Here is a 26,758-nt window from a genome sequence, read left to right as displayed (position 1 = left end):
GACAAACACGACCGCCCCGCCGCTCGGCGAGCGACGGGGCGGTGAACGACCAGGTCAGCGACCGGTGAACCGGGGCGGGCGCTTGTCGAGCATGGCGGCGACCGCCTCGTGATGGTCCTCGGTCGTGTGGGCGATGGCCTGCATCGCCGCGGACAACTCCAGCAGCGACTCCAGCCGCTGATGCTGCCCCTCCCGGATCAGGCGCTTGGTCATCCGCAGCACGTGCGGCGGATTCGCCGCGACCCGGTCGGCCAGCGCGTGCGCGGCCGGGAGCAGTTCCGCGTCGGGCACCACCCGCGAGACCAAGCCCCACTCCAGTGCGGTGGCCGCATCGATCGCATCACCGGTGAACGCCATCTCGCTGGCACGGGCCATGCCCACCGCGCGCGGCAACAGCCAGGCGCCGCCGTCGCCGGGAATCAACCCGACCTTGACGAAGCTCTCCGCGAACACCGCGCTCTGCGCCGCGATCCGCATGTCACACATCAGCGCCAGATCGCAGCCCGCGCCGATGGCCGGACCGTTCACCGCGGCGATGGTGGGAATCTCGCAGTCGTAGAGCGCTTTCGGGATGCGCTGGATGCCGTGCCGGTACCCCGGGCGCAGGTCGGCGGGACCGCCGGCGAACATGCCCGCCTTGTCGCGCATGTGCTTGATGTTGCCGCCGGAGGAGAACGCCGCACCCGCACCGGTCAGGATCGCCACGCGCACGTCCGGATCGGCCTCGGCCGCCGCGACCGCCGACTCCAGCGCCTCGATGGTCTCCGGTTCGGAGATCGGGTTGCGCGCCCGCGGACTGTTCAACGTCCACACGACCGTGGCGCCGTGCCGTTCGACGAGGACGGGTTCGCTCATGGGGCCTCCGCATTCGATCCGGTGAACGGGCACGACCCCGTCCGACAGCCGCGCCAGGATAGCGCGCCCCCTCCCCCACCCCACATGATCCGGGGACCACCGCGTCCCCATCACCCCCGTGGAGTCGTGGAGCTGGAACATGGCCGGGGAGCCGGTCGGCGAGCAGTGGTATCCGACGCGGCACGCCCGGCACTGAGCCGCGTGGAAAAGCGTTTGCGGCCCGTCCCCTTCCGCGGATAACGTCCGGCGCGACGACGGAAAGGACGCTCGCATGCCGGTGTGGCTCGCCGTGCTGGCCGTGGCCGCGCTCGTCTTCTACACCGACGACTACGTCATCGCCGGGGTGCTGCCGGAGATCGCCGCCGACCTGGATGTCACCGTCGGTACCGCGGGCCGGTTGGTCACCGTCTTCTCCCTCACCCTGGCCGTGGCGGCGCCGCTGGCAGCGCTGGTGACGGCACGCTGCGCGCCGCGCGCGCTGTTGGCGGGTGCGGCGGTCGTGTTCGTCGCGGCCAACGCGCTGGCCGCGGTGACGCCCGCGTTCGAGGCCCTGCTCGCCGCCCGGGTGCTCGCCGCCCTGGCCGCCGCGGCCGCGACGCCGACGCTGTTCGGTCTCACCGCCCGCCTGGCGCCGCCACAACGGCTCGGCCGATACCTTGCGGTGGTGGGGCTGGGCGTCACCGGCGCGATCGCGGTCGGCGTTCCCCTGGGCACCTGGATCGGGGCGGCGTGGGGCTGGCGGGCCACCTTAGGTGCCATGGCCCTGGCCGGCCTGTGCGTGGCGGTCGGGGTGGCGGCCGCGGTCCCACCGGTGGCCGCGACGACCGCGCGGCCGCGCGAGCAGCTGCGCGCGCTGGCCACCGCGCCGGTGTGGCTGGGCCTGGCGGGCAATGTCGTGCTGATGTCCGGGTCGATGATGCTGCTGACCTACCTGGCGCCGTTCGTCGCCGGACTCGCCACCGCCGACACCGCCGCCCGCGCCACCCTGTTCGCCGTCTCGGGATTCGCGGGCATGGCGGGCCTGTGGCTCGGCGGGCACGGCACCGACCGCTGGGGCGCGGACCGTGCGCTGCTGATCGGGGTGGGGGTGTTCGTCGCGGCGATGCTCGCCTTCACCGGTCTCTGGCCGCTGCGCCCCGTACCGGTGGCGCTGCTGTATCCGCTGGCGCTGCTGTGGGCCGGGGCGGCGTTCTGGAATTCCCCCGCCGTCCAGGCCCGGCTACACCGGCTGGCCGGACCGGCCGCCACCCCGGCGCTGGCGGCCAACACCTCCGGGACCTACCTGGGTGTGGCGGTCGGCGCGACTCTCGGCGGCGCGGTCGTCGACGCGGCCGGGCCGGGAGCGCTGCCGCCGATCGCGGCCGCCGCCGGACTCCTCGCGCTCACGGTGTTCGGTCTGGCCGCCCGCGCGGCACGGGAACCAGTGCGTGCCTGCGCTGTCCGGGACTGAACCCGGCCTACGACCGCGGGGTTGGGTCGGGCGACCACCACGGCTGCCGATCTCCCCACCGTCCGCTCGGCCGTCCCGCCAGGCCGGGCGCCGCGCGCTCAGCGACGCCCTCGGCCGGCGGGACAGCACCGATCACCGAGCCTGCTCGTCCTGCTCGGCGGCGTTCTCGGCGGCGGCCAGTTCCTTGCGCAGCCGATCGGCCGTCTCGGTGTCCCCCGCGTCCTCGGCGGTGGTGATGTCCTGGTGCAACTGGGCGATCGTGTCCCGGGAAACCATCGGTCCTCCCTCTCGTCGCGAGGCGGCCGTGGCCCGTCACCGAGCGCGCGGCCCTTGCGGGGAAAGGGTGTCCGGTTTGCCGACGGGGAAACACCGCGGCGGTCAGGCGGCGGCCGAGGCGCCCTGTTCGCCGATCCAGACGGCGGGATCACGCGGCGCGCGGCCCAGCACCCGTGCCACGTCGGGCATGATCGGCGCGCCACCGCTGCGGCGGACCTCACGGAACAGGCTCAGCACCAAGGCGACCTCGTCGTCGCCGAAGCCCGCCGCGGCCGCCTGGCGCGCGTACTGCTCCTCCGCGATGTCCTCGAAGCGCAACTCCTTGCCGGTCGCCGCCGCGTACTCGGCCACCAGCTCACCGAAGCTCATCGCCCGGGGACCGGTCAGCTCGTAGGTCTGCCCGGCGTGTCCGTCATCGAGCAACGCCGTGGCGGCGACCTCGGCGATGTCGCGGGCATCGATGAACGCCTCCCGCCCGTCCCCGCAGGGCAGGGCGAGCACGCCGGTCGTGGCCAGCGGTTCGGCGATGAACGACAACCCGGTGAGATTCTGGACGAACCACGCCGGACGCAGCACCGTCCACGCCACCCCGGACTCGGCCACGGCCCGCTCGCTCTCCCGCTTCATCGCGGTGTTCACCGGATCGCGGCTCAGCGCCGACAGCAGCACCACCCGCCGCACCCCCCGTGCCGCCGCGCGGCTGCTGAAATCGGCCACCGGGTCGCCGCCCTGGTCGGTCTCGACGAGATAGACGGCGTCGACGCCGGTGAGCGCGGCATCCCAGGTGGCGGGGGTGTTCCAGTCGAAGCCGGTGGCGCGGGTGGCCGGGCGCACGTCGACGCCGCGGGCGGACAGGGTGGACACCAGAGGGCGGCCGGTCTTGCCGGTCGCGCCGAGAACCAGAATCGTCATGTCTTCATTCCAGCCGCCGATCGCGAGACGGACGATGGTTCTCAGTCCATGGTCGATGTGAGATCGTCTCAGGCGTGGATGTGCTGGAGTCGTTGCTGCATGAGACGCGGGCCCGCGGGGCGGTGCTGTGCCAGTCGATGATGGACCCGCCCTGGGGTGTGCGGTTCAGCGACGGCGCGGCGCTGACGCTGGTCGCGATGGCGCAGGGGGGATGCTGGGTGCGCGCGGACGGCCACCCGCCGGTGCGGCTCGATCCCGGGGACGCGGCCATCGTGCGCGGTCCGCACCCCTACACACTGTCCGATTCCCCGACGACGAGCCCGCGGCTGTTCGTCGAGGCGGACGATCGGTGCACCGACCTCGACGGCCGGGAGGTGCCCGAATCCGCCTACATCGGCCCGCGCGTGTGGGGGGATCGCCCCGACGCCGCCACCGTCGTGCTCACCGGCGCCTACCCCGCCCGAGCCGACGTCGCCGAACGCCTGCTCGCGGCCCTGCCGCGGGTGGTGCGGGTGCCCGCCGAGCCCGATCCGGCGCCGGAGATGGCGCTGTTGTTGCGCGAGATCTCCGCCGACCGCCCGGGCCAACAGGTGATGCTGGACCGGTTGCTCGACCTGTTGCTGGTCTCCACCCTGCGCTGCTGGCTCGACGATCTCGGCGCGGACGGGCCGCCCTGGTATCGGGCACTCGGGGACCCGGTCGCCGGTCCGGCGTTGCGGGCGATCCACGACGACCCGGCGGCGGACTGGACCGTCGCCGAGCTGGCCCGTCGCGCGGGAGTTTCCCGGGCGGCCTTCGCGCGCCGGTTCACCGAGCTCGTCGGCGAGCCACCGATGACGTACCTGACCGGCTGGCGGGTCGCGCTGGCCGCCGACCGCCTGCGCCGCACCGACGACACCCTCGGCGCCATCGCCCGCGCGGTCGGCTACAGCGACGGGTACGCGCTCAGCGCGGCGTTCACCCGGGTGAAAGGTCTTCGCCCCGGCGAGTTCCGCCGCGCCTGCCGCGGCGGCACGGATTCCGCCCACGATCGGGTGCTCGAACCACTTGCACTCGGCTGACGTGAGTGCTAAAAGAAATCTATACCGACAAAAACAGATTTTCTGAAAGACGCTGGTAGTACATCGCGAAATGGAGGTGGCCGCCATGCCCACGCACGCCGTCCCGTTCCGTGATTCCGCCACCCGGGGCGACCGCAGCCATCCCTCGGGAGGTGTTTGAGCACCGGGCGAGCCCGCGACGGTGGTGACCGCGCAGGCGGCCGCGGTCGAGAGCGAACCGCTCGACCTGGTGGCGGACCGGCTCCTGCTGCTCGACCCCGACCTCGAGGACCTCTTCGAGTCGGTGGACGAGATCCTGGCCACCGCACTGGCCAGGCGCCGGACCACCACCGCGGCGCCGGTGCCGATCCCCCCGGCACCGGACCCGTCCCGTCGATCCGGCCCGTGGGTGGCACCCGTCGCCCACGGCCGGGCGCCGGAACCACCGCGGCCCAGCCAGCGCGGCCCGCCCGCACCCGGCAGCAGCCGTCGTCCGAACCGGTGAAAGCGAGGTGATGCGAGGTCAGTCGAGAAGATCAGTCAGCCAACGACCCGAACGGCGGCCGGGCTGCCCACCCCCTCGGCGCCGGTGTCGACCACACGGCGCACCGCCACCCGACGTGGCAGCAGGTGGCGCAGCCGCCGACCCGACGGGACACGGTCGAATGTCACGTCCCTTCCTCTCGATTCGGGGGCCGGAACCGCTCCGGCCCCTCTTCGTGTCCGACCGCCGGTGTTCGAACCCCGGCATCCGAACCGAACAGCGCCAGACCAAAGCGTCCGATCCACGAGTTCGAAACGGAGGCACCATGAGCACGATCCCCACGGCCGACTACGCCGACCGCGCGGACCAGTTCACGCCGATCCTCGCCGACGACCAGGGCGCGGACATGGACCTCGTCGCGTCGAACCCGCTGGCCGAGCGCATCCGCCGGGCCTTCGACGACGCCGACCTCGCCGACCGGATCGACCAATCCATCAGCACCCCCCTGCCCGACGAGGACGACTACCCGCTCGCCTACTGACCTCCGCCGGAGCCGCATCCATGTCACCGATCTCCCCGGCCGCGCCGACCCGGCGCGCGCACGTTCCCCAGCGCCCCGCCCGCCCGGCCCGCGTCGCGGACACGCCGCACCGGGCGGGTCCGCGGGCTACAGCGCCGGAACAGCAAGGGCGCCACCGCGATTCCGGCCCGTGGCGCCACGGCACCGTCGCCTGGTTCGACGCGGAGAAGGGCTTCGGCTTCATCACCCCCGACGACCGATCGCCCGCGGTGTTCGTCGAGTTCCACGCCATCGAGGCCGTCGGCTACCGCACCCTCGTGGCCGGCGGCCCGGTGGTGTATCGGGCCGAGGAGACCAAGGCCGGGCCGGAGGCCGTCGCCGTGCGCCCCTACCGGCGCGGTTCCTGCTGAGCCGCGGGCGGGCGCGGCCACGGCCGTTCGTCGAGGCGTTCGATATCGGTGTTGAACCGGCGCAGATACGCGGCGAAAGCGGCGACATCGGCGGCGGGCCAGCCCGCCAGCACCCGCTCGAGCCCGCGCACGTTGCGCTCGCGCACCTGATCCATCCGGCGGGCGCCTTCGGCCGTGATCCGGAATTTGCGGGCCATGCCACCGTCGGGATCGGGGATGCGTTCGATCAGATCCGCGCCGAGCATCGCGGTGGTCTGCCGGTGCACGGTGGAGGTGTCCAGCCCGAAGGCGTCGCTGAGTTCACCCACCGACATCGGACCCTGCGCGCGCAGCCGGCGCAGCACGATGTAGTGACTGCGATCGAGCAGCCCGCCGCGCCGGGACAGACCGGCCAGGCTGTGGCGGCCGAGCAGCATCGTCTCGAACTCCACAGCGTCGGTCGGTTTGTCCATTTTGTCCGTCACCCTCCTCCAGGATCCCCGCCAGGCCGCTCAGCTGGGATTTTGCATCATACAATTCGTGTGTATCCTGCATCAGTCGCGTTCTCGCGCACCATCGAGCTTGTCACGAGGAGTTCCGGTTTGTCCCCATCGCGCAGCGCCCGGGCCGAGTTGATCGTCGCCGCACTGGCCGCGGGCGGTATCGCCGCCGCGCTCATGCAGACCCTCGTGGTACCGCTCATCGGCGAGTTGCCCCGCATGCTGGACACCACCGCGTCCAACGCCTCCTGGGTGATCACCGTGACGCTGCTCGTCGGTGCCGTCGCCACCCCCATCACCGGCCGCCTCGGCGACCTCTACGGCAAGCGGCGCATGCTGCTGATCTGCACGGTGCCGCTGCTGGCCGGCTCGCTGGTGTGCGCGGCCGCCTCGTCGGTGCTGCCGATGATCGTCGGACGCGGCCTGCAGGGCATCGGCGCGGGCATCATCCCGCTGGGCATCAGCGCCATGCGCGACGCGTTGCCGCCCGAACGGCTCGGCAGCGCCATCGCCGTGATGAGCGCTTCGCTCGGCATCGGCGGCGCACTCGGCCTGCCGATCTCGGCGGCGGTGGTGGAGAACACCAGCTGGCGGGTGCTGTTCCTCGGCTCGGCGGTGCTCGTCGCGGTGGTGGCCGCACTGATCTGGTTCGTCGTGCCCGCCACGCCGCCCCAGGGCACCGGCGGTTTCGACCCACTCGGCGCGCTCGGCCTCGGCACCGCGCTGGTGAGCCTGCTGCTGGCCGTGTCCAAGGGCGGAGACTGGGGCTGGACCAGCGGCCTGACGCTGGGCCTGTTCGCGCTCGCCGTGGTGGCGCTGGCCGCGTGGACCTGGTGGGAGCTGCGCATCGACGATCCGCTGGTCGACCTGCGGGTCACCGCGCGCCGTCCGGTGCTGCTGACCAACCTCGCTTCCGTCGTGGTCGGCTTCGGCATGTACGCGCAGTCGCTGATCATCCCGCAGCTCATGCAGCTGCCCACCGCCACCGGCTACGGCCTCGGCCAATCCATGCTCGCGATGGGCCTGTGGATGTTCCCCGGCGGCCTGGTGATGATGGCGGTCTCCCCGGTCGGCGCCCGCATCTCGGCCCGGTACGGCCCCAAGATCACCCTCATCGCGGGCAGCATCGTGATCGCCCTCGGCTACGGCTCGTCGATGGTGTTGATGAGCTCGGCGTGGGGACTGATGGTGGTGACCTGCGTCAGCAGCGCCGGCGTCGGCCTGGCCTACGGCGCCATGCCCGCCCTCATCATGTCCTCGGTGCCGCTGTCGGAGACCGCCTCGGCCAACAGCTTCAACACCCTCATGCGCTCGATCGGCACGACGTCCTCGGCGGCGGTGATCGGTGTCGTGCTCGCGCAGATGAGCACCCAGCTGGGCGGGCACACCATCCCCACCGAGGCCGGCTTCCGTACCGGCCTGCTGCTCGGGTGCGGCGTCGCGGTGGTCGCGGCCCTGGTGGCCCTGGCGATTCCGGCCCGGCCCGCCATCACCGCGACCGGCCGGGCGCACCCCGCGGAGATGGCGCCCGCCCGGTCCTGACACGCGCGCCGACGAACGGTTCAACGTTTCATCAACCCTGGCGGAGCATAGTGAGCCGCATCACGGTCGGCAGACCGTGGACGCATCCGGACTCAGCGAGGAGTTACCCGCAATGATCTATGCAAAGCCGGGAACCGAAGGCAGCATCGTCGACTACGCCGCGCGCTACGACAACTTCATCGGCGGCGAGTGGAAGGCCCCCGTGGAGGGCCGCTACTTCGAGAATCCCTCCCCCGTCGACGGCGAGGTGTTCTGCGAGGTAGCCCGTTCCTCGGCCGCCGACGTCGAGCTGGCCCTCGATGCCGCCCACGCCGCCGCCGACGCCTGGGGCAAGACCTCGGCGAGCGAGCGCGCCAACATTCTCAACAAGATCGCCGACCGCATCGAGCAGAACCTCGAGGCCCTCGCGGTCGCCGAGACCTGGGAGAACGGCAAGCCGGTCCGCGAGACCCTGGCCGCGGACCTGCCGCTGGCCGTCGATCACTTCCGCTACTTCGCCGGCGCGGTGCGCGCCCAGGAGGGCGGCATCAGCGAGATCGACAACGACACCATCGCCTACCACTTCCACGAGCCGCTCGGCGTGGTCGGCCAGATCATCCCGTGGAACTTCCCGATCCTGATGGCCACCTGGAAGCTGGCGCCCGCACTGGCCGCGGGCAACGCGGTGGTGCTCAAGCCCGCCGAGCAGACCCCGGCCTCGATCCTGAAGGTCGTCGAGCTCATCGCCGACCTGCTGCCCCCGGGCGTGCTCAACGTGGTCAACGGCTTCGGCGTGGAGGCGGGCAAGCCGCTGGCGTCGAGCTCGCGCGTGGCCAAGGTCGCCTTCACCGGTGAGACCACCACCGGCCGGCTGATCATGCAGTACGCCAGCGAGAACATCATCCCGGTCACCCTGGAGCTGGGCGGCAAGAGCCCCAACATCTTCCTGCCCGACGTGATGGCCGCCGACGACGCGTTCCTGGACAAGGCCGTCGAGGGCTTCGTGATGTTCGCGCTCAACCAGGGCGAGGTCTGCACCTGCCCCTCGCGCGCACTGATCCACTCCTCCATCTACGACGAGTTCATGGCCCGCGCCGTCGAGCGCACCAAGGCCATCGTCAGCGGCAACCCGCTCGACGACGCCACCATGATCGGCGCGCAGGCCAGCAACGACCAGTACGAGAAGATCTTGTCCTACATCGACATCGGCCGTAAGGAAGGCGCCGAGGTGCTCACCGGTGGCGGGCCCCGCAAGGTCGACGTGTTCCCCAACGGCTACTACGTCGAGCCGACGATCTTCAAGGGCCGCAACGACATGCGGATCTTCCAGGAGGAGATCTTCGGTCCGGTCGTCTCGGTGACCACCTTCGACTCGGTCGACGAGGCGATCTCCATCGCCAACGACACCCTCTACGGTCTGGGTGCGGGCGTGTGGACCCGCGACATGAACACCGCCTACCGGCTGGGTCGCGAGATCAAGGCGGGCCGGGTGTGGACCAACTGCTACCACGCCTACCCCGCGCACGCCGCCTTCGGTGGCTACAAGAAGTCCGGCATCGGCCGTGAGAACCACAAGATGATGCTCGACCACTACCAGCAGACCAAGAACCTGCTGGTCAGCTACTCGCCGGACAAGCTCGGATTCTTCTGATGCCCGAGGGGATCGAGCGCGTCGCGCTGACCGATGCCGCGGCCGAGCTGCTGACCCGGCTCACCGCGCAGCACGGCGCGCTCATGTTCCACCAGTCCGGCGGATGTTGTGACGGCAGCGCCCCGATGTGCTACCCGCGCGGCGAATTCCGCGTCGGCGCCTCGGACGTGCTGCTCGGCGAGGTGGGCGACGGCATCCCCTTCTGGATGAGCGCCGACCAGTACGAGTACTGGAAACACACCCACATCACCGTGGACGTGGTGTCCGGCCGCGGGAGCGGATTCTCCCTCGAAGCGCCCGAAGGCGTGCGCTTCCTCATCCGCTCCCGGCTGCTCACCGACGACGAGGTCGAGGAGCTGGACCGGCAGGCGCCACCGCGCACCGGGGCGGACGCGCCCCGCTGAGCGACCGGGCTGCTCACCGAACGCGTCGGTGAGCAGCCCGTCGCACGCGCGACCACCGACCGCGGGCGCCGACACCCTCAGCGCTTGCGAATCACCACGATCGGGCACTCCACCGTGTGGATCAGCGCGTTGCTGGTCGACCCCAGCAGCATGCCGGTGAACCCACCGCGCCCGTGACTGCCGACCACCACCAGCTGCGCGTCCTCCGACTCGCTCAACAGCGCGCGGACCGGCCGGTCCGCCACCACGATTCGGCGCACCGGCACGTCCGGATACCGCTCGGCGTACCCCGCCAGCCGTTCGGCCAGCAGGGATTCCTCGTCGGTGGCGATCGTGTCCCACTCGGCCACCGCGATTTCCAGCCCGGTGGCATCCGTCCAGGAATGCAGTGCGACGACCCCGACACCGCGCCGGGACGCCTCCTCGAAGGCGTAGTCCACGGCGGGCACACTGTTGTCGGTTCCGTCCACGCCCACCAACACCGGTTTGCCCGCCGACTGCTCGTCCAGCGCCGCTGTCTCACGGATCACCGCCACCGGGCAGTGCGCGTGCCGGGTCACCGACGTGCTCACCGAGCCGAGCAGGCCGCGCTGCAACGCCCCGAGACCACGGCTGCCGACCACCACCATCCGCACCCGCTCGGAACGCTCCAGCAGCGCCGGGATCACGAACTCGAAGGTCACCTCCGTGGTGACGGCCAGCTCCGCCGAAACCTGTTCGCGCACCGCGTCACGCACCGCAGCGACGATCCGCTCCCCCTCCGAGCGCAACCACTCCAGCTCCACGCCCGGCAACGTCCGGCCGGTGCTGTAGCCGGTGCTCACCGCCACGGAGGTCAGCAGGTGCAGCGTGCAATCGTGCAGCACCGCTTCCTTCGCCGCCCAGGCCGCCGCCTGCTGCGCGCTCGCCGAACCGTCCACCGCCGCGACGATCACCGGTTCGGTGGGCTTTACCTGTGTTTCGGCCACCTCGAGTCCCTTCGGTTCCGCGTCACACCGGGACGCATGCCAGCAGTCCTACCCCTAGCAGCATGCCCCACCGACCCCGGCCACGCGGGCAGGGCCCACACCGCGTCACCGTTTGCAGGATGCTTGCCGCGGTATCCGACCGGTACCCACCGTGCTCGAGAAACGAGGTACCAGCTCATGAGTGTGCGTTCCGGTCACGACTCCGGGGCCCGGTCGGCGCAGATGCCGTCCGACATCAGCGATCACCTGTCGATCTTCGATCGATTCGCCACCGCCACCAGCAATGTGGCCTCGCGCGCGGGCTTCTTCGTCTTCTGCGTCCTGCTCGTCATCGTGTGGGCGCCCAGCTTCCTGGTGCTGCCCAGCATCGACACCTGGCAGCTGGTCATCAACACCGCCACCACCATCATCACGTTCCTGCTGGTGGCCCTGCTCCAGAACACCGAGCGCCGCGCCGACGCGGCCGTCCAGCAGAAGCTCAACGCCATCGCCGATGCGCTGGCCGGGCTGCTGTCGGAGATGAGCAACGAGTACCCCGAACTCGACCGCCGCCGCGCGGAACTGCGCGACGCGGTCGGCCTCGAGCAGCGCGAGAGCGCGAACTGAGGCCGACCTGGTGACGGGGTCGACTTACAGGATCGGCCTGCCGCCGGTCACGGCGAGCCGCGCGCCGGAGATGTAGCTGCCGTCGTCGGAGGCGAGCAACACATAGGCCGCGGCCAGCTCGGCGGGCTGGCCTGCCCGGCCCAGCGGGGTGTCGTCGCCGAACTTCGACACCTTCTCCGTCGGCATGGTCGACGGAATCAGCGGCGTCCAGATCGGGCCGGGCGCAACGCTGTTCACCCGGATGCCGCGGTCACCCAGCAGCTGGGCGAGGCTGGCGGAGAAGTTCGCGATCGCGGCCTTGGTCGCGGCGTAGGGCGCCAGCGTCGGCGAGGGCATGTCGGAGTTCACCGAAGAACTGCCGATGATCGACGAGCCCGGCGGCATATGCGGCAGCGCGGCCTTCACCAAGTAGAAGTAGGCACCGACGTTCAGCTTGAAGGTGTAGTCGAACTCCTCGTCGGAGATCTCCTCCAGCGTCTCGTGCGTCATCTGATAGGCGGCGTTGCTGACCAGCACGTCGATCTTGCCGAACTCCGTCGCCGCCCGCTCCACCACCGTGCGGCAGTGCGTCGGATCGGCGAGATCCCCGGCCACCAGGATCGCCTTGCGGCCCGCGTCCTCCACCAACTGCGCCACCTGCTTGGCGTCGTCGTGCTCGTTCAGGTACGAGATGAGCACGTCGGCGCCCTCGCGGGCGAACGCGATCGCCACCGCCCGCCCGATGCCGCTGTCGGCGCCGGTGATCACGGCCGACTTGCCGGTCAGCTTGCCGGATCCGCGGTAGCTGTCCTCCCCGCAGTCCGGCACCGGGTTCATCGCCGCCTGCACACCGGGAACGTCCTGCTGCTGTTCGGGAAAGCCCATTGCGTCCTACCTCCTCCGCCACACGCGGTCGTCGCCGAAACGCTGTCTGCACCGACGACTACCGCGAAACGCCGGGGGCAAACCGGCTCACCCCGCGCGCTCGACCACACCCCGCAGATAGGCGGCCTGCCCGGCGTGCTGCAGGTCGTCGCCGAGCACGCTCACCAACCGCACACCGAGGGTCACCGGCGGATCCCAGCTGGTGTCGACCACCCGATCCAGCTCCTCGTCGGCCAGGCCGCGCACGAACGCCAGCGACCGTTCCTGCACCGCGTCGTAATAGCCGGCCAGCAACTCGGCGCTCACCCGCACCTGCCCGACCTCCTCCGGTGACTGCCCGTACCCGGTCTCCCGCGGGTCGAACGGCAAGGCGAACCGCTCGTACCAGCCCTGCTCGATCCACACCTGGTCACGCCCGGCCACCTCCGACACGTGATCGTCCTGCACCCGGGTCAGATGCCACACCAGCCATGCGATCGTGTTCGCGCGCCCGTCGACCCGGAAGCTCAGCGCGGGCTCGTCGAGCCCGTCGACCGCCTCGTGCACCACCTCCCCGATCCGCGTGAACGCATCGGCCAGCACCTCGCTACTGCGCATCGCTGTCACTCCTTCGTCATCGGGTATGCGGCTGTGCTGCGAACCTACCCGCGGACCGCGCGGCGACACCGCACCGCAACAGGCGCGCCATCGATCGGCAACCGCGCTCTGGTGAGGTCGCGGGATGTTCGAATCGTGTTGCACCCCATACGACGTCGCCCACCTGCTGCGGGCACGCTACGGACTGCCCGTCCGCCTCGACGCCCATCGGCCGACCGTGGTCTGCGACGCCCGCATCACCGCGCTGGACGTGCCCGCGCCGCTGGCCGCCCGCGTCCTCGACGCCCTCCCCGACCGGCCGGCGCCGGTGATCACGAATCCGCGCGGAACGGTCTGGACGTTCCTCGTCCACCGGACCGGGCCGGTGGACCACGAGCGGCGCCGACGCCTGCGCCGACGCGGCGTCGCGCTGCGCGCGCCGGGCCGACGGGTGCTCCTGCCCGTCGGCGACGGCGGCTTCGGCTGGGCCTGCGAACCCGAACCCGGCCCGCTGCGCCTACCGGGCCGCGCGACGGTCCTGGACACGCTCGACCGCATCGACCCGTGAGAACGCTGCGCTACCCGCTCCCGGCACGCCCTCCGTGGAAACGCTCCGCTGCCGCCTCCGGGCGCACCGCTCAGGCTCGGTCCGACAGCGCCTGCGCGGCACGCCCTCCGTGGAAACGCTCCGCTGCCGCCTCCGGGCGCACCGCTCAGGCTCGGTCCGACAGCGCCCGCGCGGCACGCCCTCCGTGGAAACGCTCCGCTGCCGCCTCCGGGCGCACCACTCAGGCTCGGTCCGACAGCGCCCGCGCGGCACGCCCTCCGTGGAAACGCTCCGTTACCGCCTCCGGGCGCACCACTCAGGCGCCGTGCTTGCGGCGCCGGAATTCCTCGGCGATGAGACGCAGGCACGTGTCGTGCTCGGTCTCGCCGGGGTGGCGCTCGCGCCGCAGCCGCAACATGGCCTGCGGCAAATCGATGCCCAGCTCACTCGACAGCCGCACGGCATCGACCTTCGGCATTGTGATCCTCCACGAACTTCTGTGATTCCGAACAGCAACCGTCCTCTTCGTACCCGACCCGAACCATCGTCAACCCTTCAACTACATCTCGATCGCATGACGGTGATTCCGCACCCGGGCGGCAGGAGCGAGGTGAGTCTACGACCCACCGCCCCCGCGCCCGCATCGGACCGGTGGCGAACCGCCCGCGTCCCACCGAGGACCGGCCGCGACTGCGACGATGGAGGCATGGGCGAGATCCGGATCGGGACATCGGGCTGGCGGTATCCACCGTGGCGGGGCGTGTTCTACCCGCCGGGCCTGCCGCACCGGCGGGAGTTGGCGTACCTCGCCGAGCAGCTGACCAGCGTGGAGATCAACGGGTCGTTCTACTCGCTACAGCGACCGTCGAGCTATCTGAACTGGGCGGCGCAGACACCGCCCGGCTTCGTCTTCGCCGTCAAGGGCAGCAGATTCATCACGCACATGAAGCGGCTGCGCGACGGCGACGAGTCCCTGGCCAACTTCCTCGCCTCCGGCGTCCTCGCCCTCGGCCCCAAACTCGGGCCCATCCTCTGGCAGCTGCCGCCCACGTTCCGCTACGACCCCGACGTGCTGGCCGCGTTCTTCGACCGGCTGCCGAGCACCACCGCGCGGGCCGCCGAGATCGCCGCGGGGCACGACCACCGCGTCCGGGAGCCGCACACCACCGTCGACGCCGACCGGCCGATCCGGCACGCGCTCGAGATCCGGCACCCGAGCTTCCTGACACCGGAGTTCACCGACCTGCTGCGCGCCAACGACATCGCCCTGGTGATCGCCGACGCGGCCGGCAAGTACCCGCTGATCGAGGAGGTCACCACCGATTTCGTCTACATCCGCCTGCACGGGCACGACGAGCTCTACGTCAGCGGGTACACCGACGAGGGACTGGACATGTGGGCGAGCAAGATTCGGCGGTGGGCGCGTACCGGCGACGTGTACGTGTACTTCGACAACGACGCCAAGGTGATGGCGCCCCGGGACGCCCTCGCGCTGCGGGAAAGGGTCGACCGATGAGCTCGCGCGTGCTCATCACGCATCCTTGCACTCGATGCAACGGTGCCGCGACTGCCGTTCCGGCGCGGCCGGATTCGCTTCACCGCACCCGGCCGACACCGACGCGGCGGTCGCGATGATCGAGCGCCCATCGACCCGGCGGCCCGTCCAGGTCGCCGTCTGCGGACCGCGGGACTGCTCCGCCACCGAGGCCGCCGACGCCCGCGAGATCGGCCGCCTACTCGCTCGCGCCGGCGCCGTGGTGCTGTGCGGCGGCGGCACCGGCGTGATGGCCGCGGTCGCCGACGGGGCCGCCGCCGCGGGCGGACTCGTCATCGGCGTGCGCCCCGACGCCGACCGCACCGCCGCCTGCCCCGGCCTGTCCGCGGTGCTGTACACCGACATGGGCGAGGCGCGCAACGCCTTCCTGGTCCGCTCGGCCGACGCGGTCGTCGTGGTCGGCGGCTCCTGGGGCACGCTCTCCGAACTGGCCCTCGCCCACCACCGCGGCGACATCCCCGTCGTCTCCCTGCACGGCTGGCGACTCCTCGATGCCGACGGCCACCCACTCGACACGGGCCACATCGCCCACTCCCCCGCCGAGGCAGTCGAGCTGGCCCTCGCGAACCTCGGCTGAGCCGGGCCCCGGCCGTCCCTGCTGCTTTTCCGAGTCGGCTCCGAGGTGACATTGCGTCGAGACGACAGGGAGATACATGTTCAGATCGCAATATCTCCATAGCGCCACCACAATCCACGACATGCCGGAGACGTGCGCCAGTAACCGCTCTGCAACCGAATTCGCCTAGGTTTCCGGTCAGGGCCACCGGCCCGCCGACGAGAAGGGATCACCGCCGTGGACGTGACGCGCATGCCGCGCTCCTACGGAGCCACCCTCCCCCACTGGGTGTTCGACGAGCTGGCCGACTCCCCCGCCGTCCTGCCCACGGACGCCGAGCGCATGGCCCTGGTGCACCGGCTGGCCGCGCGCAACCCGCGCGAGGGGGCGGGCGGGCCGTTCGCGGCGCTGGTCGTGGATTCCCGCAGCGGCGAGGTGGTGTCGGCGGGGGTGAATCTGGTGCTGTCGAGCGGACTCTCGGTCGCGCACGCCGAGGTCACCGCGCTGTCGCTGGCCCAGACCCGGGTCCGCGCCTGGGATCTCGGCGCCGCGGACGCACCCCAGCGCGAACTCGTGGTGAACTGGCGGCCGTGCGCGCAGTGCTACGGCGCGGTGCTGTGGTCCGGGGTGAAGCGGCTCGTGGTGGCCGGCGAGGGCCCGGAAGTGGAGCAGCTCACCGGCTTCGACGAGGGGCCGATGCGCGAGGACTGGGCCGCGCAGCTGCGCCGCCGCGGCATCGAGGTGGTGGTGGGGGTGCTGCGCGAGCAGGCGCTCGACGTGTTCGCCGAATTCGGCCGGCTGGCGGTCGAGCGCGGCCTCACCGTCTACAACGCGCGCGGCGGCTGAGCCCCCTCCCCCGGACCTGCCTCCTCCAGGGTCCGCCTCACCCGCGCGCGGGCGCCTGCGGTGGGCCGGGATCCTCGCTGTCGTCGAACAGCGGGCGCAGGTCACGGGCCGCCATGATCAGGTCGTTGCCCGCGCCGGCCTCGATCATCGGCCACACCTGCGCGTCCGCGCCGACGACGAAATCGATGACGACCGGCCGGTCCCGCACGGCACGGGCCGCCGCGATCACCGCGTCCACGTCGGCCTCGCGCTCGCACCGCAGGCCCACGCACCCCAATGCCTCGGCCAGCAGCGCGAAGTCGGGCACCCGCCGGGAGTGGGTGGCCAGCTCGCTCTGGGAGTACCGCTCGTCGTAGAACAGGTGCTGCCACTGCCGGATCATGCCGAGATGACCGTTGTCGATCACCGCGACCTTGATCGGGATGCCCTCGATCGCGGCGGTCGCCAGTTCCTGATTGGTCATCTGGAAGCAACCGTCGCCGTCGATGGCCCAGACCTCCGCCTCCGGCCTGCCGAGCTTGGCGCCGAGCGCGGCGGGGACGGCGTAGCCCATCGTGCCCATGCCACCGGAATTGAGCCAGCTGCGCGGGGTTTCGAACTCCAGGAACTGCGCCGCCCACATCTGATGCTGCCCGACGCCCGCACAGTAGACCGCCTCCGGCCCGGCCGCGCGGCCCAGCGCACGGATGACGTGCTGCGGGGCCAGCGCTCCGTCGGCGGGCCGGTCGAAGCCCAGCGGGTAGGTGCGCCGCAGCCGGTCCAGTTCGGCCCACCACGCGGTCAGGTCCGGGCGCGGCACGTCGGGCAGTGCCGCCAGCAGCGCGGCGAGGACGGCGTCGCAGTCGCCGACGATGGGCACCTCCGCATGCCGGATCTTGCCGATCTCGGCCGGGTCGATGTCGGCGTGCACCACAGCGGCGTGCGGGGCGAAGGAGGCCGGGTCTCCGGTCACCCGGTCGTCGAAGCGGGCGCCGAGCGCGATGACCAGGTCGCTCTTCTGCAGCGCGCCCACCGCCGCGACGGTGCCGTGCATGCCGGGCATGCCGAGATGCTGCCGGTGGCTGTCCGGGAACGCGCCCCTGGCCATCAGCGTGGTGACGACGGGGATGCCGGTCGCCTCGGCGAAGGCGCGCAGCCGCCTGCTCGCGTTCGCTTTGATCACACCGCCGCCGACGTAGAGCACCGGTGCCTGCGCGCGGGCGATCAGGGCCAGCGCGGCGCGGATCTGGCGGGCGTTCGGTTCGGTCACCGGCCGATAGCCGGGCAGGTCGAGCCGGGGCGGCCAGGTGAAGAGGGTGGTGGCGCGCAGCACGTCCTTGGGGATGTCGACGAGCACCGCGCCGGGGCGGCCGGACGCCGCCAGGTGGAAGGCCTCGGCGAGCACCCGCGGGATGTCGGCGGCATGGGTGACGAGCGCGGTGTGCTTGGTGATCGGCGCGACGATACCGGTGATGTCGGCTTCCTGGAAGGCGTCGGTGCCCATCATCGGCAACGGCACCTGGCCGGTGATGGCCACGACCGGCACCGAGTCGGCGTGGGCGTCGGCCAGCGGCGTCACCAGGTTGGTGGCGCCGGGGCCCGAGGTGGCCAGGCAGACGCCGACGCGGCCGGTGGCCTGGGCGTAGCCGGTGGCGGCGTGGCCCGCGCCCTGTTCGTGGCGCACCAGCACGTGCCGGATCCGGCGCGAGTCCAGCAGCGGATCGTAGACCGGCAGGATCGCGCCGCCGGGGATGCCGAAGACGACCTCGACACCGAGTTCTTCGAGCGAGCGCACCACGGCCTGCGCGCCGGTCAGCCGTTCGGTGCGGGGCGGGGAAACCGGCGGCGGGCAGGGTGTTTCGGGGCGGGCGGACGGCGGGGCGGCGGGGGTCACGGGAATCTCCTTCTGATGCGCCGCGGACACGGCGGATCCTCGGGGGCGCGCGGCGGCGGCCGGTCGTCGGCAACGACCGGCGGGCAGGCCGGAACGCCGAGGGCGGACTGCCGATTCCGGGCGCACACACCGGCATGTTCCGGCGGGTCTCTCCGCCGTGGGTGTGTCGCGGGACATCGGCGTGCCGGTCCGGATTCCCGTGGTGAGGACGGACCGTCGCACGCGGCCTGATGCGGCTCGCGTCGTCGCCGATCCTAACGGGCGCCGGGCGCGTGCGTCATCCGGGTTTTCCCGCGCTGCGTCGTGTCGGCGGCACTCCTACGATGGTGATGCCTCGACGATGCCCCCGCATCGCTGACCCAGGAGTCGACCGTGGACCCGAGACCCGAACCGCGCTACACCCGTTTCGTCGCCCTCGGCGACAGTCAGACCGAAGGCATCGGCGACCCGGACGGCGCGGGCGGCCATCGCGGCTGGGCGGACCGCTTCGCCGAGTTCGTGGCCGCCGCCACCCCCGGGCTGCGCTACGCCAATCTCGCGATCCGTGGCCGCCGGGCCGGGCAGATCCGCGCCGAGCAGCTGGATGCCGCGGTGGCGCTGCGGCCGGACCTGGTGAGTGTGATGGCCGGGATGAACGACGTCATCCGGCCGCGGTTCGACCGCCGGGCCCTGCTCGCGGACCTGGCGGCGATGCTCGGGGCGCTACGGGCGACCGGCGCGCACGTGGTGACCTTCACCTATCCCGACATCGGCGCCATCGCACCGTTCGTGCGGCCGATCTCGCCGCGGGTGCGGCAGCTGAACGCGGACATGCGCGTGCTGGCGGCGCGGTTCGGCGCGACGCTGGTGGATTTCGAGCCGGTACCGGCGACCACGCATCCGGCGGTGTGGTCGGCCGACCGGCTGCATCTGAGCCCGGTCGGTCACGACCTGGTGGCGCGCGCGGTCGCGGACGTGCTCGGCGTGCCGGGCGCCGACGCGCGGTGGCGCGAGCCGCTGCCGCCGCTGCGTCGCGATCTGGCCGCCGCGCTCACCGCCGAGCTGCGCTGGACCACCCAGCACATGCTGCCGTGGGTGGCGCGGCGGGTGCGCGGGGTGTCCTCGGGCGCCGGGATCGAGGCCAAGCGTCCCGAGTTGCTGCCGCTGACCCGGTGATCTCTCCGGTCAGGAGGTCCAGAGCACCGCGACGAGCACGTTGACGATCGCGAGACCGCCCGCGGCGTGGGTCATCCACGGAACGTCCTTGCCCTTCTTGGCGTCGGCACGGCCGATCTCGGCGAAGGCGGCCACCGCGAGCGCGATGATCAGCTTGACGCCGATCTTGGTCATGTTCGGGTCCTTGCCGAGCGAGTCGATCGACTCGGCCATACCGACGAGGATCACGCCGGTGACGATCTGGGCGCGCGCGCCCCACACCATCACCTCGTTCACCTTCGGCTGTCCGGCGGCGTACCCGCCGATGACCGCGGCCAGGCCGAGGAAGTGCGTGACGACGACGAGGTTGTAGACGACATCCATGGGACCCGACACTAGTTGATCACCCGCGCCTCTACTACGTTCTGTAGTGAATTCGTCGGAAACCGCGCGAGGCTACAGGTCCAGCACCAGACGTCCACCGTCGCAGCGGGATACGCAGGGCAGCAGCACGCCCGCGGCCCGCTCGTCGGGCCCGAGCACGCTGTCGCGATGGTCGGCCACGCCGTCGAGCACGCGGACCTTGCAGGTGCGGCAGAAGCCCTGCCGGCACGAGTAGGGGTGATCGGGGCGGGCCGCCAGCACGGCGCTCAGCGCGGTCTGGTCGGCGGCGACGCGCAGCACCTCCCCGGTGGCGGCCAGTTCGATCTCGAAGGGCCGTCCGTCCACGACCGGTGCGGGCGTGAACCGCTCGGAGTGCAGTTCGACCCCGCGCATCCCGCGGACGGCGGCGGCGACGGTGTCGGTCATCGGGACGGGGCCGCAGCAGTAGACGGCGGTGCCGATGGAGACCCCGGCGAGCAGGGCGGCCGCGTCGGGCAGGCCGTGCTCGTCGTCGGTGCGGACGGTGACCCGGTCGCCGAAGGTCTCGAGCTCGTCGAGGAAGGGGATGGTGTCGCGGCTGCGGCCGACGTAGACCATCGACCAGTCCACCCCGAGCCGATGCGCCAGGCGCGCCATCGGCAGGATCGGCGTGATGCCGATCCCGCCCGCCACGAAGTGCAGATGGATGGCCGGGGAGCCGTGGCCGGGGACGGCGAACGGGAACGCGTTGCGCGGGCCGCGGATCACCACGGGGGTGCCGGTCGGGAGCGCGTCGTGGACCTCCACGGATCCGCCGCCACCGTCGGGGATGCGGCGCACCGCGATCCGGTAGGCGCGGGTGTCGGCGGGGTCGCCACACAGCGAGTACTGCCGGATCCGCCCGGAGGGCAGTTCCAGATCGAGGTGGGCGCCGGCGCGCCAGGCCGGCAGGTCGCGCCCGTCGGGCGCTTCCAGGCGCAGGCTCACCACGTCCTGGTCGCGGGCTTCGACGCGGCGTTCGGTCACCACCAGCGCGAGCCGCCGATCGTCGACGGTCGAGACCGGGAGGCGGCGGTGCACCAGGCCCGCCCACCGCATCCGCAGCCCGGCGAGGGCGTCGAACACCCGCAGGGCCCGGTCCCGCTCGCGTCGCCCGTACAGGTCGGCGGGCAGGTCGACGGCGGTCACGAGGCGGCCGCGCGGGCGGCGGGCGAGGTGGCGAGGTACGCGACGGCCTGCGCGGTCGATCCGACCGATTCGGGGTGGTAGCCGGGTTGCAGCGTGGACAGGGCGCTCCGCAGCAGCGCGGGCACGCCGGGGAGCGCGCCGCGCCACATCGCGCCGAAGACACGGGGCAGCAGCCGGGGGTAGCCGAGGTCGGGCAACGTGGCGTCCTGGGCGACCAGGAACTTGGTGCCGCGCAGCACCAGCGCCAGGAAGATCGGGAAGACCAGCAGCATCAGCGTCGAGCGGCGCAGGTAGCCGACCCCGAAGTACTCGGCCACGTCGTGCGCCACGTGCCGGTGCTCGACCTCCTCGGCGCCGTGCCAGCGGAACAGATCGGCCACTCGCGGGTCGGCGTCGAACTTCTCCAGGTCGGCGTTGAGCACCCAGTCGCCCAGGAAGGCGAAGAAGTGTTCCAGGCAGGCGATCACCGCGAGCCGTTCGATCATCATCTGCCGTCCGGCGGTTCCGCCGGTTTCGGCGGGCCACAACGTCTTCCGGAACAGGTGCTCGGCCTGCAGCACGTACGGCTCCGGATCGATGCCGTGCACGGCGAGCACCTCGTGCAGCACCTTGTCGTGGGTCTCGGCGTGCATCGATTCCTGGCCGATGAAGCCGAGCATCGCCTCGCGCAGCTTCTCGTCCCGCACCAGCGGCAGCGCCTCGGTGTAGGCGGCGCAGAACATCCGTTCACCCTCGGGCAGCAGCAGGTTGAGCGCGTTGATCAGATGCGAGGCGATCGGCTCGGCGGGCATCCAGTGCAGCGGCGTGTCCGTCCAGTCGAAGCGGACGTTGCGCGCGTGCAGGGCGACCTCGCCCGGATCGGTCTCCGGCCGCCGGCGAGCTCTGCGAAGTAGCTTCATCGGTACTCCTCGAACCTGGTCCGTCCCCGCGGCGGCCCGCACGGCCGCGACGGTGTCAGGCCGAGCATACACATATATGAGACAATCGGTAACAGGAACTTCTATCCGGCGTGGGCGGGCGTGCGGACGGTCCAGCCCAGCGCGGGTGCGACGAGCTCCACGGTGTCGTGCAGGATCTGCTCGTAATCGCGGCGGTGGAATTCGTAGGGCAGTTCCAGGCGCAGTTCGGTCGTCAGTCCGAGGACCGGGTCGGCGGCGAGCCGGTCGACGATCTCGGCGGCCGTGCCGACCAGGTCGGGCGCGAAGAGGACCCGCCGTTCGCCCTGCGGGGCGAGGGTGCGCTCGTGCCTGCTCTCCGCATAGCGGCGATACCGGTCGCGGGTGGCACGGTCGGCGCCGTCGAGCGGGACGATCACCCGGCCCACCGCGACCCGCCCCGGGCGCCCGGGTGCCAGGTGGCGGCGGTACTCGGCGATCAGATCCCGCTGCGTGGTGGTGAAGTCGTCGCTGCGCTCCCCGATGACGACATTGCCGGTGAGCAGGTTCAGCCCGGCCGCCCCCGCCCACCGCACCGAGCGCAGGCTGCCGCCGCCGTACCAGAGCCGGTCGCGCAGCCCCGGACTATAGGGCTGGAGCCGGGGGCGCTGGATGTTGCCCGGGGAATGGATGACGGTGTCCGGGCCGCCGAGATACTCCCCGCGCAGGTTGTCCATCAGCCGCTCGATGCGGCCGTAGGACAGATCGAAGGTGCGCCAGTCACCGTCGAAGACCCGGTCGCCGAGGAGTTCGGCGTGCGGCGGCACGCCGGCGCTGAACCCCGGGTGCAGCCGCCCGCCCGCGAGCACGTCGGCCATCGACAGATCCTCGGCGAGCCGGAACGGGCTCTCGTAGCCGATCGGGATCACCGCCGCACCCAGCTCCACCCGGCTGGTGCGCTGCGCGGCCGCGGCCAGGAACACCGCCGCCGACCCGACGCCGTGCTCGAGGTGGCGCTGCCGGATCCAGGCGCCGTCGACGCCGAGCGCCTCGCCGAACTCGAACAGCCGCAGCGTGTCCGCCAGCCCGGCGGCGGGATCGTCGTCGGGGTAGTTGCCCGGCGTCAGGAACGACAGGGTGTCGATGCGCGGGCCCGCGGTGGTCATGGATCGGCGCCCCTCTCCCGGCGACTGTACGTGCCCCCATCGAAGCGCGACCGGCGCCGCCGGGCCAGTATTGCGCTCGGCGCGAGCGCAATCCGGGCGCTAGCCCGCCCGCAGTTCGCGTTTGAGCAGCTTGCCGCTCTGGTTGCGGGGCAGGCTCTCGGCGAAGCGGACGATCTTGGGCACCTTGAACGGAGCGAGCCGCTGCTTGACGTGGTCGATGAGTTCCTCGGCGGAAGCCGTGGCGTTCTCCCGCAGCACCACCACGGCGGTGACGGCCTCGATCCACTTCTCGTCCGGGGTGCCGATCACCGCCACCTCGGCCACCGCCTCGTGGGTGTAGAGGGCGTCCTCCACCTCGCGGGAGGCCACCAGAATGCCACCGGTGTTGATCACGTCCTTGATGCGGTCCACCACCGTGATGTATCCCTGCGCGTCGCGGGTGACCAGGTCGCCGGAGTGGAACCAGCCGTCGCCGAACGCCTCCGCGGTCGCCTCGGGGTTGTCCCAGTAGCCCAGGCACAGCTGCGGGGACCGGTAGAGCACCTCGCCGGGCTCGCCGTCGGGCACGTCGTTGCCCTCGGCGTCGACCACCCGCAACTCCACGAACAGCACCGGCCGCCCACACGAGGAGGGCCGCTCGGCGTGTTCCTCCGGGCGCAACACCGTGGCCAGCGGGCCGATCTCGGACTGGCCGAAGCAGTTGTAGAACCCGAGGTCGGGGAAGCGTTCGCGCAGCCGGTTGAGCACCGTCACCGGCATGATCGAGGCGCCGTACTGCGCCTTGCGCAGCGAGGACAGATCGCGGGTGTCCAGATCCGGATGGTTGGCCAGCGGCACCCACACCGTCGGCGCGAGGAACAGCGAGCCGATCCGCTCCTCCTCGATGCGGCGCAGGATCTCCGGAATGTCGGGCGCGGGCAGCAGACTGATGGTCGCGCCCACCGCCAGGTACGGCAGCATGAACACGTGCATGCCCGCCGAGTGGTAGAGCGGCATGCAGATCAGCGGCCGGTCCTCGGCGGTCAGGTCCAGGGCCACGATCGCGGAGGTGTACTCGTGCACCAGGGCACGGTGGGTCATCATGGCGCCCTTGGGTTTCGACGTGGTGCCCGAGGTGTAGAGCAACTGCACCAGATCGTCGTCGGCCACCGCGACGTCGAGGTCGGGCACCGGCCCGGTGGTGGCCGCCTCGATCAGCGAACCGTCGGCGTCGCGCAGCGGCAGCACCCGCTCGGCTGGCACCTGATCCAGCACCGCGTCGAGGTTGCCCCGCAGGGCGGGGTCGACCAGGACCGCGCGGGCACCGGATTGGCCGAGCAGATAAGCCAGTTCGTCGCCGCGCAGCGCGTAGTTGATCGGCACGTGCACCAGTCCGGCGCGGGCGGCGGCCAGGTATCCGACCACGTAGGCGGCGGAGTTGGTGCCGTAGGCCGCGACCCGGTCTCCCGAGGCGAGACCGAGGTCGAGCAGCCGTGCCGCCGCCCGTGTGACGGCGTCGTCGAGTTCTCGATAGGTCAGTGCCTCGGCGCCGAAGCGCAGGGCGATGCGGTCGGGGACGCGGGCGGCGCTGCGGTGCAGGACGCCGTCGACGGTGGCGGCGCGCGGATCGGGACTCATGCAGGCATCGTGACCCGAATTCGGGTCGATGTCCAGCGCCGGAAATTCGATGGCGTCGCCCGTCCGGTCGTTGTTACGGTGGCCGGCACGGCGCCCCGCGCCTCCCGACGACCCGCTGGAAAGGACTGATTTATGACCCGGCCCGCGCCGAGAGCGCCTCACCGCGTGGTCTCGGATCGTCTCCCGATCACCCCGACCACCGTCGACATCCCCTAGCGTCTGCGAGGCGCGCTCGGCCTGCTCCTGCTGTCCAACCCCTTCGGCAATGGAGTGATCCGGGTGTCCGACACCTCAATCCAACACGGTCCCAGCGCTGCGCTGCGGACCGACACCTTCACCTGCATGCGCTGCGGTCTCACCGTGGCCACGCTGGCTCCCGACCACAGCAGGCGCAATCACTGCCCCAGCTGCCTGCATTCGCGGCACACCGTCGACCACGTCGACGGTGGCGCCTCCGACTGCGGCGCCCGGATGGCGCCGCTGTCGATCGCGGTGTCGCGCACCGGCGAATGGGCCCTCGTGCACCGTTGCACACGATGCCACGAACTGGCCCTGCACCCGGTGTGCGGCGACGACAACCAGCTGATCCTCATGCGATTGGCCGTACGTCCGCTCGCCGAGCCGCCGTTCCCGCTCGAAGTGTTCGGCGATCTGTAGGGGGGCCGGGATGCCACGACGAAACACCCGCCCCGCCGGTCGCGGCCAGCGGGGCAAGACGGTGCTGCACGGCCCCGGCGGGCAATCGGGCACGTCGTTCCGCTGCCTCGGCTGCCGGCTCGACGTCCCGGTCGCCGCACCGGGCACCGCGCATCGCAACCACTGCCCGCACTGCCTCACCAGCAGGCACGTCGACCGGCGCATCCCCGGTGACCGGGCCGAAACCTGCCGCGGCCGGATGCGCGCGCTGAGCCTGACCGTCCGCGAGGACGGCGAATGGTCGCTGGTGCACCAGTGCCTGGCCTGCGGCACGCTGCGGCTCAACCGCATCGCCGGTGACGACAACGCGCTCGCTCTCATGCGGATCGCGTTGCGGCCGTTGGCCGATTCGCGGCTGGGCCACCGCACGATGCTGTCGTTGTAGCAGCGCCGACGACAACGGCTCCATCCGACCGAGATCGGATGGAGCCGCCGGTCCCCCGGGCGAACGCGCCGGGCCTGGTCGCCCCTACTTGGCCGGCGGTTGCGGCGCGGGAGCGTTGATCGTGGTGAAGTACTGGATGGCAGCGGCGATCGCGACCGGCGCGGTCACCAGCAGCTGGCCCGCGACGGTGCCCAGCGCGCCGACGGCGATGATGCCGCCGAGGCAGCCGATGGCCGCGGCCGGGATGAACGGGCCGAACAGGCCGACGATGGTGGCCGAGGCGACGGTGGCGCCGGCGATGCCGCCGAGCACGCACCCGACCGCGGCGCCACTGAGCCCGCCGACCAGGGTGCCGATGGTGGCACCCATGGAAATGGTGCTGGTGAGCCTGCTCCAGGCCGCCACCTCGCGGTCGTACTCGTTCTTGAACGGCGCCTTGTCCTCATACGGCAGGGCCACCGGCTGGTACACCGCGTGCTCGCGGTCGATCCGCGGGGTGAGAGTCGCGGTGCGGCCGGAGATCTCGGCCGCGATCGGGAACTCGAACTCGTCGATGCGGAACGCCAGCGGCATACCGGTGAGCACGGTGCCCGCGGCGTCCTTGATCGTCAGCACCGAGTCCTCGACGACGATCGCGCCTTCGTCGATACCGATGATGGTCTGCGAGTCGGTCGCGTGCGCGGTGAAGTCGACGATCCCGTCCTGGCTCGGAGCCGCACCGGCGGTGCCGGACGCGATCCCGCATGCGGTGACCAGGCCCGCGGCCACCGCAACAATCTTCCTCATCCTGATGTGTCCTCTCGGTTCGGTGGTGGATCGCGATCACCGTGGCGGGAGATCGGCACATCCCGCAGCCCACCGCAGGTGACTCGATTCGCGCGATCGAACTCGCCTATCGCCGCCGCAGGCACAGCGCCGGCCCGCCGACACTGACGCCATGA

32 protein-coding genes are annotated in these 26,758 nt (G+C 71.6%); 16 read left to right on the top strand and 16 right to left on the bottom strand.

Annotated elements, in window-relative coordinates:
• Positions 1–54: 54 nt before the first annotated feature.
• Positions 55–855: a crotonase/enoyl-CoA hydratase family protein gene (locus tag AMO33_RS05335; RefSeq protein ID WP_060590935.1), complete on the bottom strand. Its 801-nt coding sequence runs from the start codon at positions 853–855 to the stop codon at positions 55–57.
• Between the two features lie 271 nt (positions 856–1,126).
• Here AMO33_RS05335 and AMO33_RS05330 point away from each other — a divergent pair, with 271 nt between their 5' ends.
• Positions 1,127–2,305 (top strand): MFS transporter, encoded by a 1,179-nt coding sequence (locus AMO33_RS05330; protein WP_060590933.1) that lies wholly within the window; start codon positions 1,127–1,129, stop codon positions 2,303–2,305.
• Positions 2,306–2,437: 132 nt separating this feature from the next.
• Here the strand turns inward: AMO33_RS05330 and AMO33_RS31300 are convergent, their stop codons facing one another.
• Entirely contained in the window at positions 2,438–2,581 is a 144-nt protein-coding gene (locus tag AMO33_RS31300; RefSeq protein ID WP_157838395.1) for a hypothetical protein, read from the bottom strand.
• 102 nt (positions 2,582–2,683) lie between these two features.
• Positions 2,684–3,493 carry an NmrA family NAD(P)-binding protein gene (locus AMO33_RS05325; protein ID WP_060590931.1) on the bottom strand — a complete coding sequence of 270 codons (810 nt, stop codon included), beginning with the start codon at positions 3,491–3,493 and terminating at the stop codon, positions 2,684–2,686.
• Positions 3,494–3,567: 74 nt separating this feature from the next.
• On the opposite strand from AMO33_RS05325, the gene AMO33_RS05320 reads away from it, so the two are divergent.
• Positions 3,568–4,554, top strand: coding sequence for an AraC family transcriptional regulator (locus tag AMO33_RS05320; protein WP_060590929.1), 987 nt, complete (start codon positions 3,568–3,570; stop codon positions 4,552–4,554).
• A gap of 181 nt (positions 4,555–4,735) precedes the next feature.
• The gene (locus AMO33_RS05315) at positions 4,736–5,038 is read left to right on the top strand and encodes a hypothetical protein (RefSeq protein WP_060590927.1); all 303 of its coding nucleotides are present in this window, start codon (positions 4,736–4,738) and stop codon (positions 5,036–5,038) included.
• A gap of 35 nt (positions 5,039–5,073) precedes the next feature.
• Here AMO33_RS05315 and AMO33_RS32505 read toward each other — a convergent pair whose 3' ends face one another.
• Positions 5,074–5,205, bottom strand: coding sequence for a hypothetical protein (locus tag AMO33_RS32505; RefSeq protein ID WP_255266226.1), 132 nt, complete (start codon positions 5,203–5,205; stop codon positions 5,074–5,076).
• A 137-nt stretch (positions 5,206–5,342) separates the two neighbouring features.
• On the opposite strand from AMO33_RS32505, the gene AMO33_RS05310 reads away from it, so the two are divergent.
• Entirely contained in the window at positions 5,343–5,558 is a 216-nt protein-coding gene (locus AMO33_RS05310) for a hypothetical protein (RefSeq protein WP_060590925.1), read from the top strand.
• Positions 5,559–5,578: 20 nt separating this feature from the next.
• Positions 5,579–5,947: a cold-shock protein gene (locus AMO33_RS32925; protein WP_060590923.1), complete on the top strand. Its 369-nt coding sequence runs from the start codon at positions 5,579–5,581 to the stop codon at positions 5,945–5,947.
• On the opposite strand, the gene AMO33_RS05300 is transcribed toward AMO33_RS32925, so the two are convergent.
• Entirely contained in the window at positions 5,926–6,399 is a 474-nt protein-coding gene (locus tag AMO33_RS05300) for a MarR family winged helix-turn-helix transcriptional regulator (protein ID WP_060590922.1), read from the bottom strand. The genes AMO33_RS32925 and AMO33_RS05300 overlap by 22 nt on opposite strands.
• A gap of 129 nt (positions 6,400–6,528) precedes the next feature.
• Here AMO33_RS05300 and AMO33_RS05295 point away from each other — a divergent pair, with 129 nt between their 5' ends.
• The 3 genes from AMO33_RS05295 to AMO33_RS05285 all read left to right on the top strand — a co-directional run bounded on the left by AMO33_RS05295 (position 6,529) and on the right by AMO33_RS05285 (position 10,002).
• A complete protein-coding gene (locus AMO33_RS05295) occupies positions 6,529–7,968 on the top strand; it encodes an MFS transporter (RefSeq protein ID WP_060590920.1) in 1,440 nt (479 codons plus the stop codon).
• 112 nt (positions 7,969–8,080) lie between these two features.
• Positions 8,081–9,598 carry an aldehyde dehydrogenase gene (gene adh, locus AMO33_RS05290; RefSeq protein WP_011209527.1) on the top strand — a complete coding sequence of 506 codons (1,518 nt, stop codon included), beginning with the start codon at positions 8,081–8,083 and terminating at the stop codon, positions 9,596–9,598.
• On the top strand, positions 9,598–10,002 hold the full coding sequence (locus AMO33_RS05285) for a DUF779 domain-containing protein (protein WP_011209528.1): 405 nt from the start codon (positions 9,598–9,600) through the stop codon (positions 10,000–10,002). The genes adh and AMO33_RS05285 overlap by 1 nt, the downstream gene beginning before the upstream one ends.
• A gap of 77 nt (positions 10,003–10,079) precedes the next feature.
• On the opposite strand, the gene AMO33_RS05280 is transcribed toward AMO33_RS05285, so the two are convergent.
• The gene (locus AMO33_RS05280) at positions 10,080–10,970 is read right to left on the bottom strand and encodes a universal stress protein (protein ID WP_060590919.1); all 891 of its coding nucleotides are present in this window, start codon (positions 10,968–10,970) and stop codon (positions 10,080–10,082) included.
• 177 nt (positions 10,971–11,147) lie between these two features.
• Here AMO33_RS05280 and AMO33_RS05275 point away from each other — a divergent pair, with 177 nt between their 5' ends.
• Positions 11,148–11,576 (top strand): low affinity iron permease family protein, encoded by a 429-nt coding sequence (locus AMO33_RS05275; protein ID WP_011209530.1) that lies wholly within the window; start codon positions 11,148–11,150, stop codon positions 11,574–11,576.
• Between the two features lie 24 nt (positions 11,577–11,600).
• Here AMO33_RS05275 and AMO33_RS05270 read toward each other — a convergent pair whose 3' ends face one another.
• Positions 11,601–12,440: a glucose 1-dehydrogenase gene (locus AMO33_RS05270; RefSeq protein ID WP_011209531.1), complete on the bottom strand. Its 840-nt coding sequence runs from the start codon at positions 12,438–12,440 to the stop codon at positions 11,601–11,603.
• 87 nt (positions 12,441–12,527) lie between these two features.
• Positions 12,528–13,037: a mycothiol transferase gene (locus AMO33_RS05265; RefSeq protein ID WP_060590917.1), complete on the bottom strand. Its 510-nt coding sequence runs from the start codon at positions 13,035–13,037 to the stop codon at positions 12,528–12,530.
• A 124-nt stretch (positions 13,038–13,161) separates the two neighbouring features.
• Here AMO33_RS05265 and AMO33_RS05260 point away from each other — a divergent pair, with 124 nt between their 5' ends.
• Positions 13,162–13,584, top strand: a complete 423-nt coding sequence (locus tag AMO33_RS05260; RefSeq protein WP_011209533.1) for a hypothetical protein — start codon at positions 13,162–13,164, stop codon at positions 13,582–13,584.
• A gap of 295 nt (positions 13,585–13,879) precedes the next feature.
• Here AMO33_RS05260 and AMO33_RS31295 read toward each other — a convergent pair whose 3' ends face one another.
• Complete coding sequence (locus AMO33_RS31295; RefSeq protein WP_011209534.1) at positions 13,880–14,041, bottom strand: hypothetical protein; 162 nt, start codon at positions 14,039–14,041, stop codon at positions 13,880–13,882.
• A 228-nt stretch (positions 14,042–14,269) separates the two neighbouring features.
• Between AMO33_RS31295 and AMO33_RS05255 the strand changes: the two genes are divergently transcribed.
• The 3 genes from AMO33_RS05255 to AMO33_RS05245 all read left to right on the top strand — a co-directional run bounded on the left by AMO33_RS05255 (position 14,270) and on the right by AMO33_RS05245 (position 16,520).
• On the top strand, positions 14,270–15,079 hold the full coding sequence (locus AMO33_RS05255) for a DUF72 domain-containing protein (protein ID WP_060590914.1): 810 nt from the start codon (positions 14,270–14,272) through the stop codon (positions 15,077–15,079).
• Positions 15,080–15,113: 34 nt separating this feature from the next.
• Complete coding sequence (locus AMO33_RS05250; RefSeq protein WP_082668707.1) at positions 15,114–15,695, top strand: SLOG cluster 4 domain-containing protein; 582 nt, start codon at positions 15,114–15,116, stop codon at positions 15,693–15,695.
• Positions 15,696–15,911: 216 nt separating this feature from the next.
• Positions 15,912–16,520 (top strand): nucleoside deaminase, encoded by a 609-nt coding sequence (locus tag AMO33_RS05245; RefSeq protein WP_011209537.1) that lies wholly within the window; start codon positions 15,912–15,914, stop codon positions 16,518–16,520.
• Positions 16,521–16,557: 37 nt separating this feature from the next.
• On the opposite strand, the gene AMO33_RS05240 is transcribed toward AMO33_RS05245, so the two are convergent.
• On the bottom strand, positions 16,558–18,480 hold the full coding sequence (locus AMO33_RS05240) for an acetolactate synthase large subunit (protein WP_060593299.1): 1,923 nt from the start codon (positions 18,478–18,480) through the stop codon (positions 16,558–16,560).
• 285 nt (positions 18,481–18,765) lie between these two features.
• Here AMO33_RS05240 and AMO33_RS05235 point away from each other — a divergent pair, with 285 nt between their 5' ends.
• Positions 18,766–19,548 carry an SGNH/GDSL hydrolase family protein gene (locus AMO33_RS05235; RefSeq protein WP_060590913.1) on the top strand — a complete coding sequence of 261 codons (783 nt, stop codon included), beginning with the start codon at positions 18,766–18,768 and terminating at the stop codon, positions 19,546–19,548.
• A 9-nt stretch (positions 19,549–19,557) separates the two neighbouring features.
• Here AMO33_RS05235 and AMO33_RS05230 read toward each other — a convergent pair whose 3' ends face one another.
• The 5 genes from AMO33_RS05230 to AMO33_RS05210 form a co-directional block, all read right to left on the bottom strand.
• Positions 19,558–19,911 carry a hypothetical protein gene (locus AMO33_RS05230; RefSeq protein ID WP_041560169.1) on the bottom strand — a complete coding sequence of 118 codons (354 nt, stop codon included), beginning with the start codon at positions 19,909–19,911 and terminating at the stop codon, positions 19,558–19,560.
• A 72-nt stretch (positions 19,912–19,983) separates the two neighbouring features.
• A complete protein-coding gene (locus AMO33_RS05225; protein WP_060590911.1) occupies positions 19,984–21,078 on the bottom strand; it encodes a PDR/VanB family oxidoreductase in 1,095 nt (364 codons plus the stop codon).
• Complete coding sequence (locus AMO33_RS05220) at positions 21,075–21,977, bottom strand: metal-dependent hydrolase (RefSeq protein WP_060590909.1); 903 nt, start codon at positions 21,975–21,977, stop codon at positions 21,075–21,077. Before AMO33_RS05220 ends, AMO33_RS05225 begins: the two co-directional genes overlap by 4 nt.
• 101 nt (positions 21,978–22,078) lie before the next feature.
• Positions 22,079–23,119: an LLM class flavin-dependent oxidoreductase gene (locus AMO33_RS05215; protein WP_060590907.1), complete on the bottom strand. Its 1,041-nt coding sequence runs from the start codon at positions 23,117–23,119 to the stop codon at positions 22,079–22,081.
• Between the two features lie 99 nt (positions 23,120–23,218).
• Positions 23,219–24,736, bottom strand: coding sequence for an acyl-CoA synthetase (locus AMO33_RS05210; protein WP_060590905.1), 1,518 nt, complete (start codon positions 24,734–24,736; stop codon positions 23,219–23,221).
• Between the two features lie 279 nt (positions 24,737–25,015).
• Between AMO33_RS05210 and AMO33_RS05205 the strand changes: the two genes are divergently transcribed.
• On the top strand, positions 25,016–25,393 hold the full coding sequence (locus AMO33_RS05205) for an RNHCP domain-containing protein (protein WP_041560170.1): 378 nt from the start codon (positions 25,016–25,018) through the stop codon (positions 25,391–25,393).
• 10 nt (positions 25,394–25,403) lie between these two features.
• Positions 25,404–25,817 (top strand): RNHCP domain-containing protein, encoded by a 414-nt coding sequence (locus AMO33_RS05200; protein WP_060590903.1) that lies wholly within the window; start codon positions 25,404–25,406, stop codon positions 25,815–25,817.
• 84 nt (positions 25,818–25,901) lie between these two features.
• Here the strand turns inward: AMO33_RS05200 and AMO33_RS05195 are convergent, their stop codons facing one another.
• A complete protein-coding gene (locus AMO33_RS05195) occupies positions 25,902–26,609 on the bottom strand; it encodes a hypothetical protein (RefSeq protein WP_060590901.1) in 708 nt (235 codons plus the stop codon).
• Between the last annotated feature and the right edge of the window lie 149 nt (positions 26,610–26,758).

The organism is Nocardia farcinica, from assembly GCF_001182745.1.
In the GTDB taxonomy this organism is placed as follows: domain Bacteria; phylum Actinomycetota; class Actinomycetes; order Mycobacteriales; family Mycobacteriaceae; genus Nocardia; species Nocardia farcinica.
This window is presented reverse-complemented; position numbering and strand designations above follow the sequence as displayed.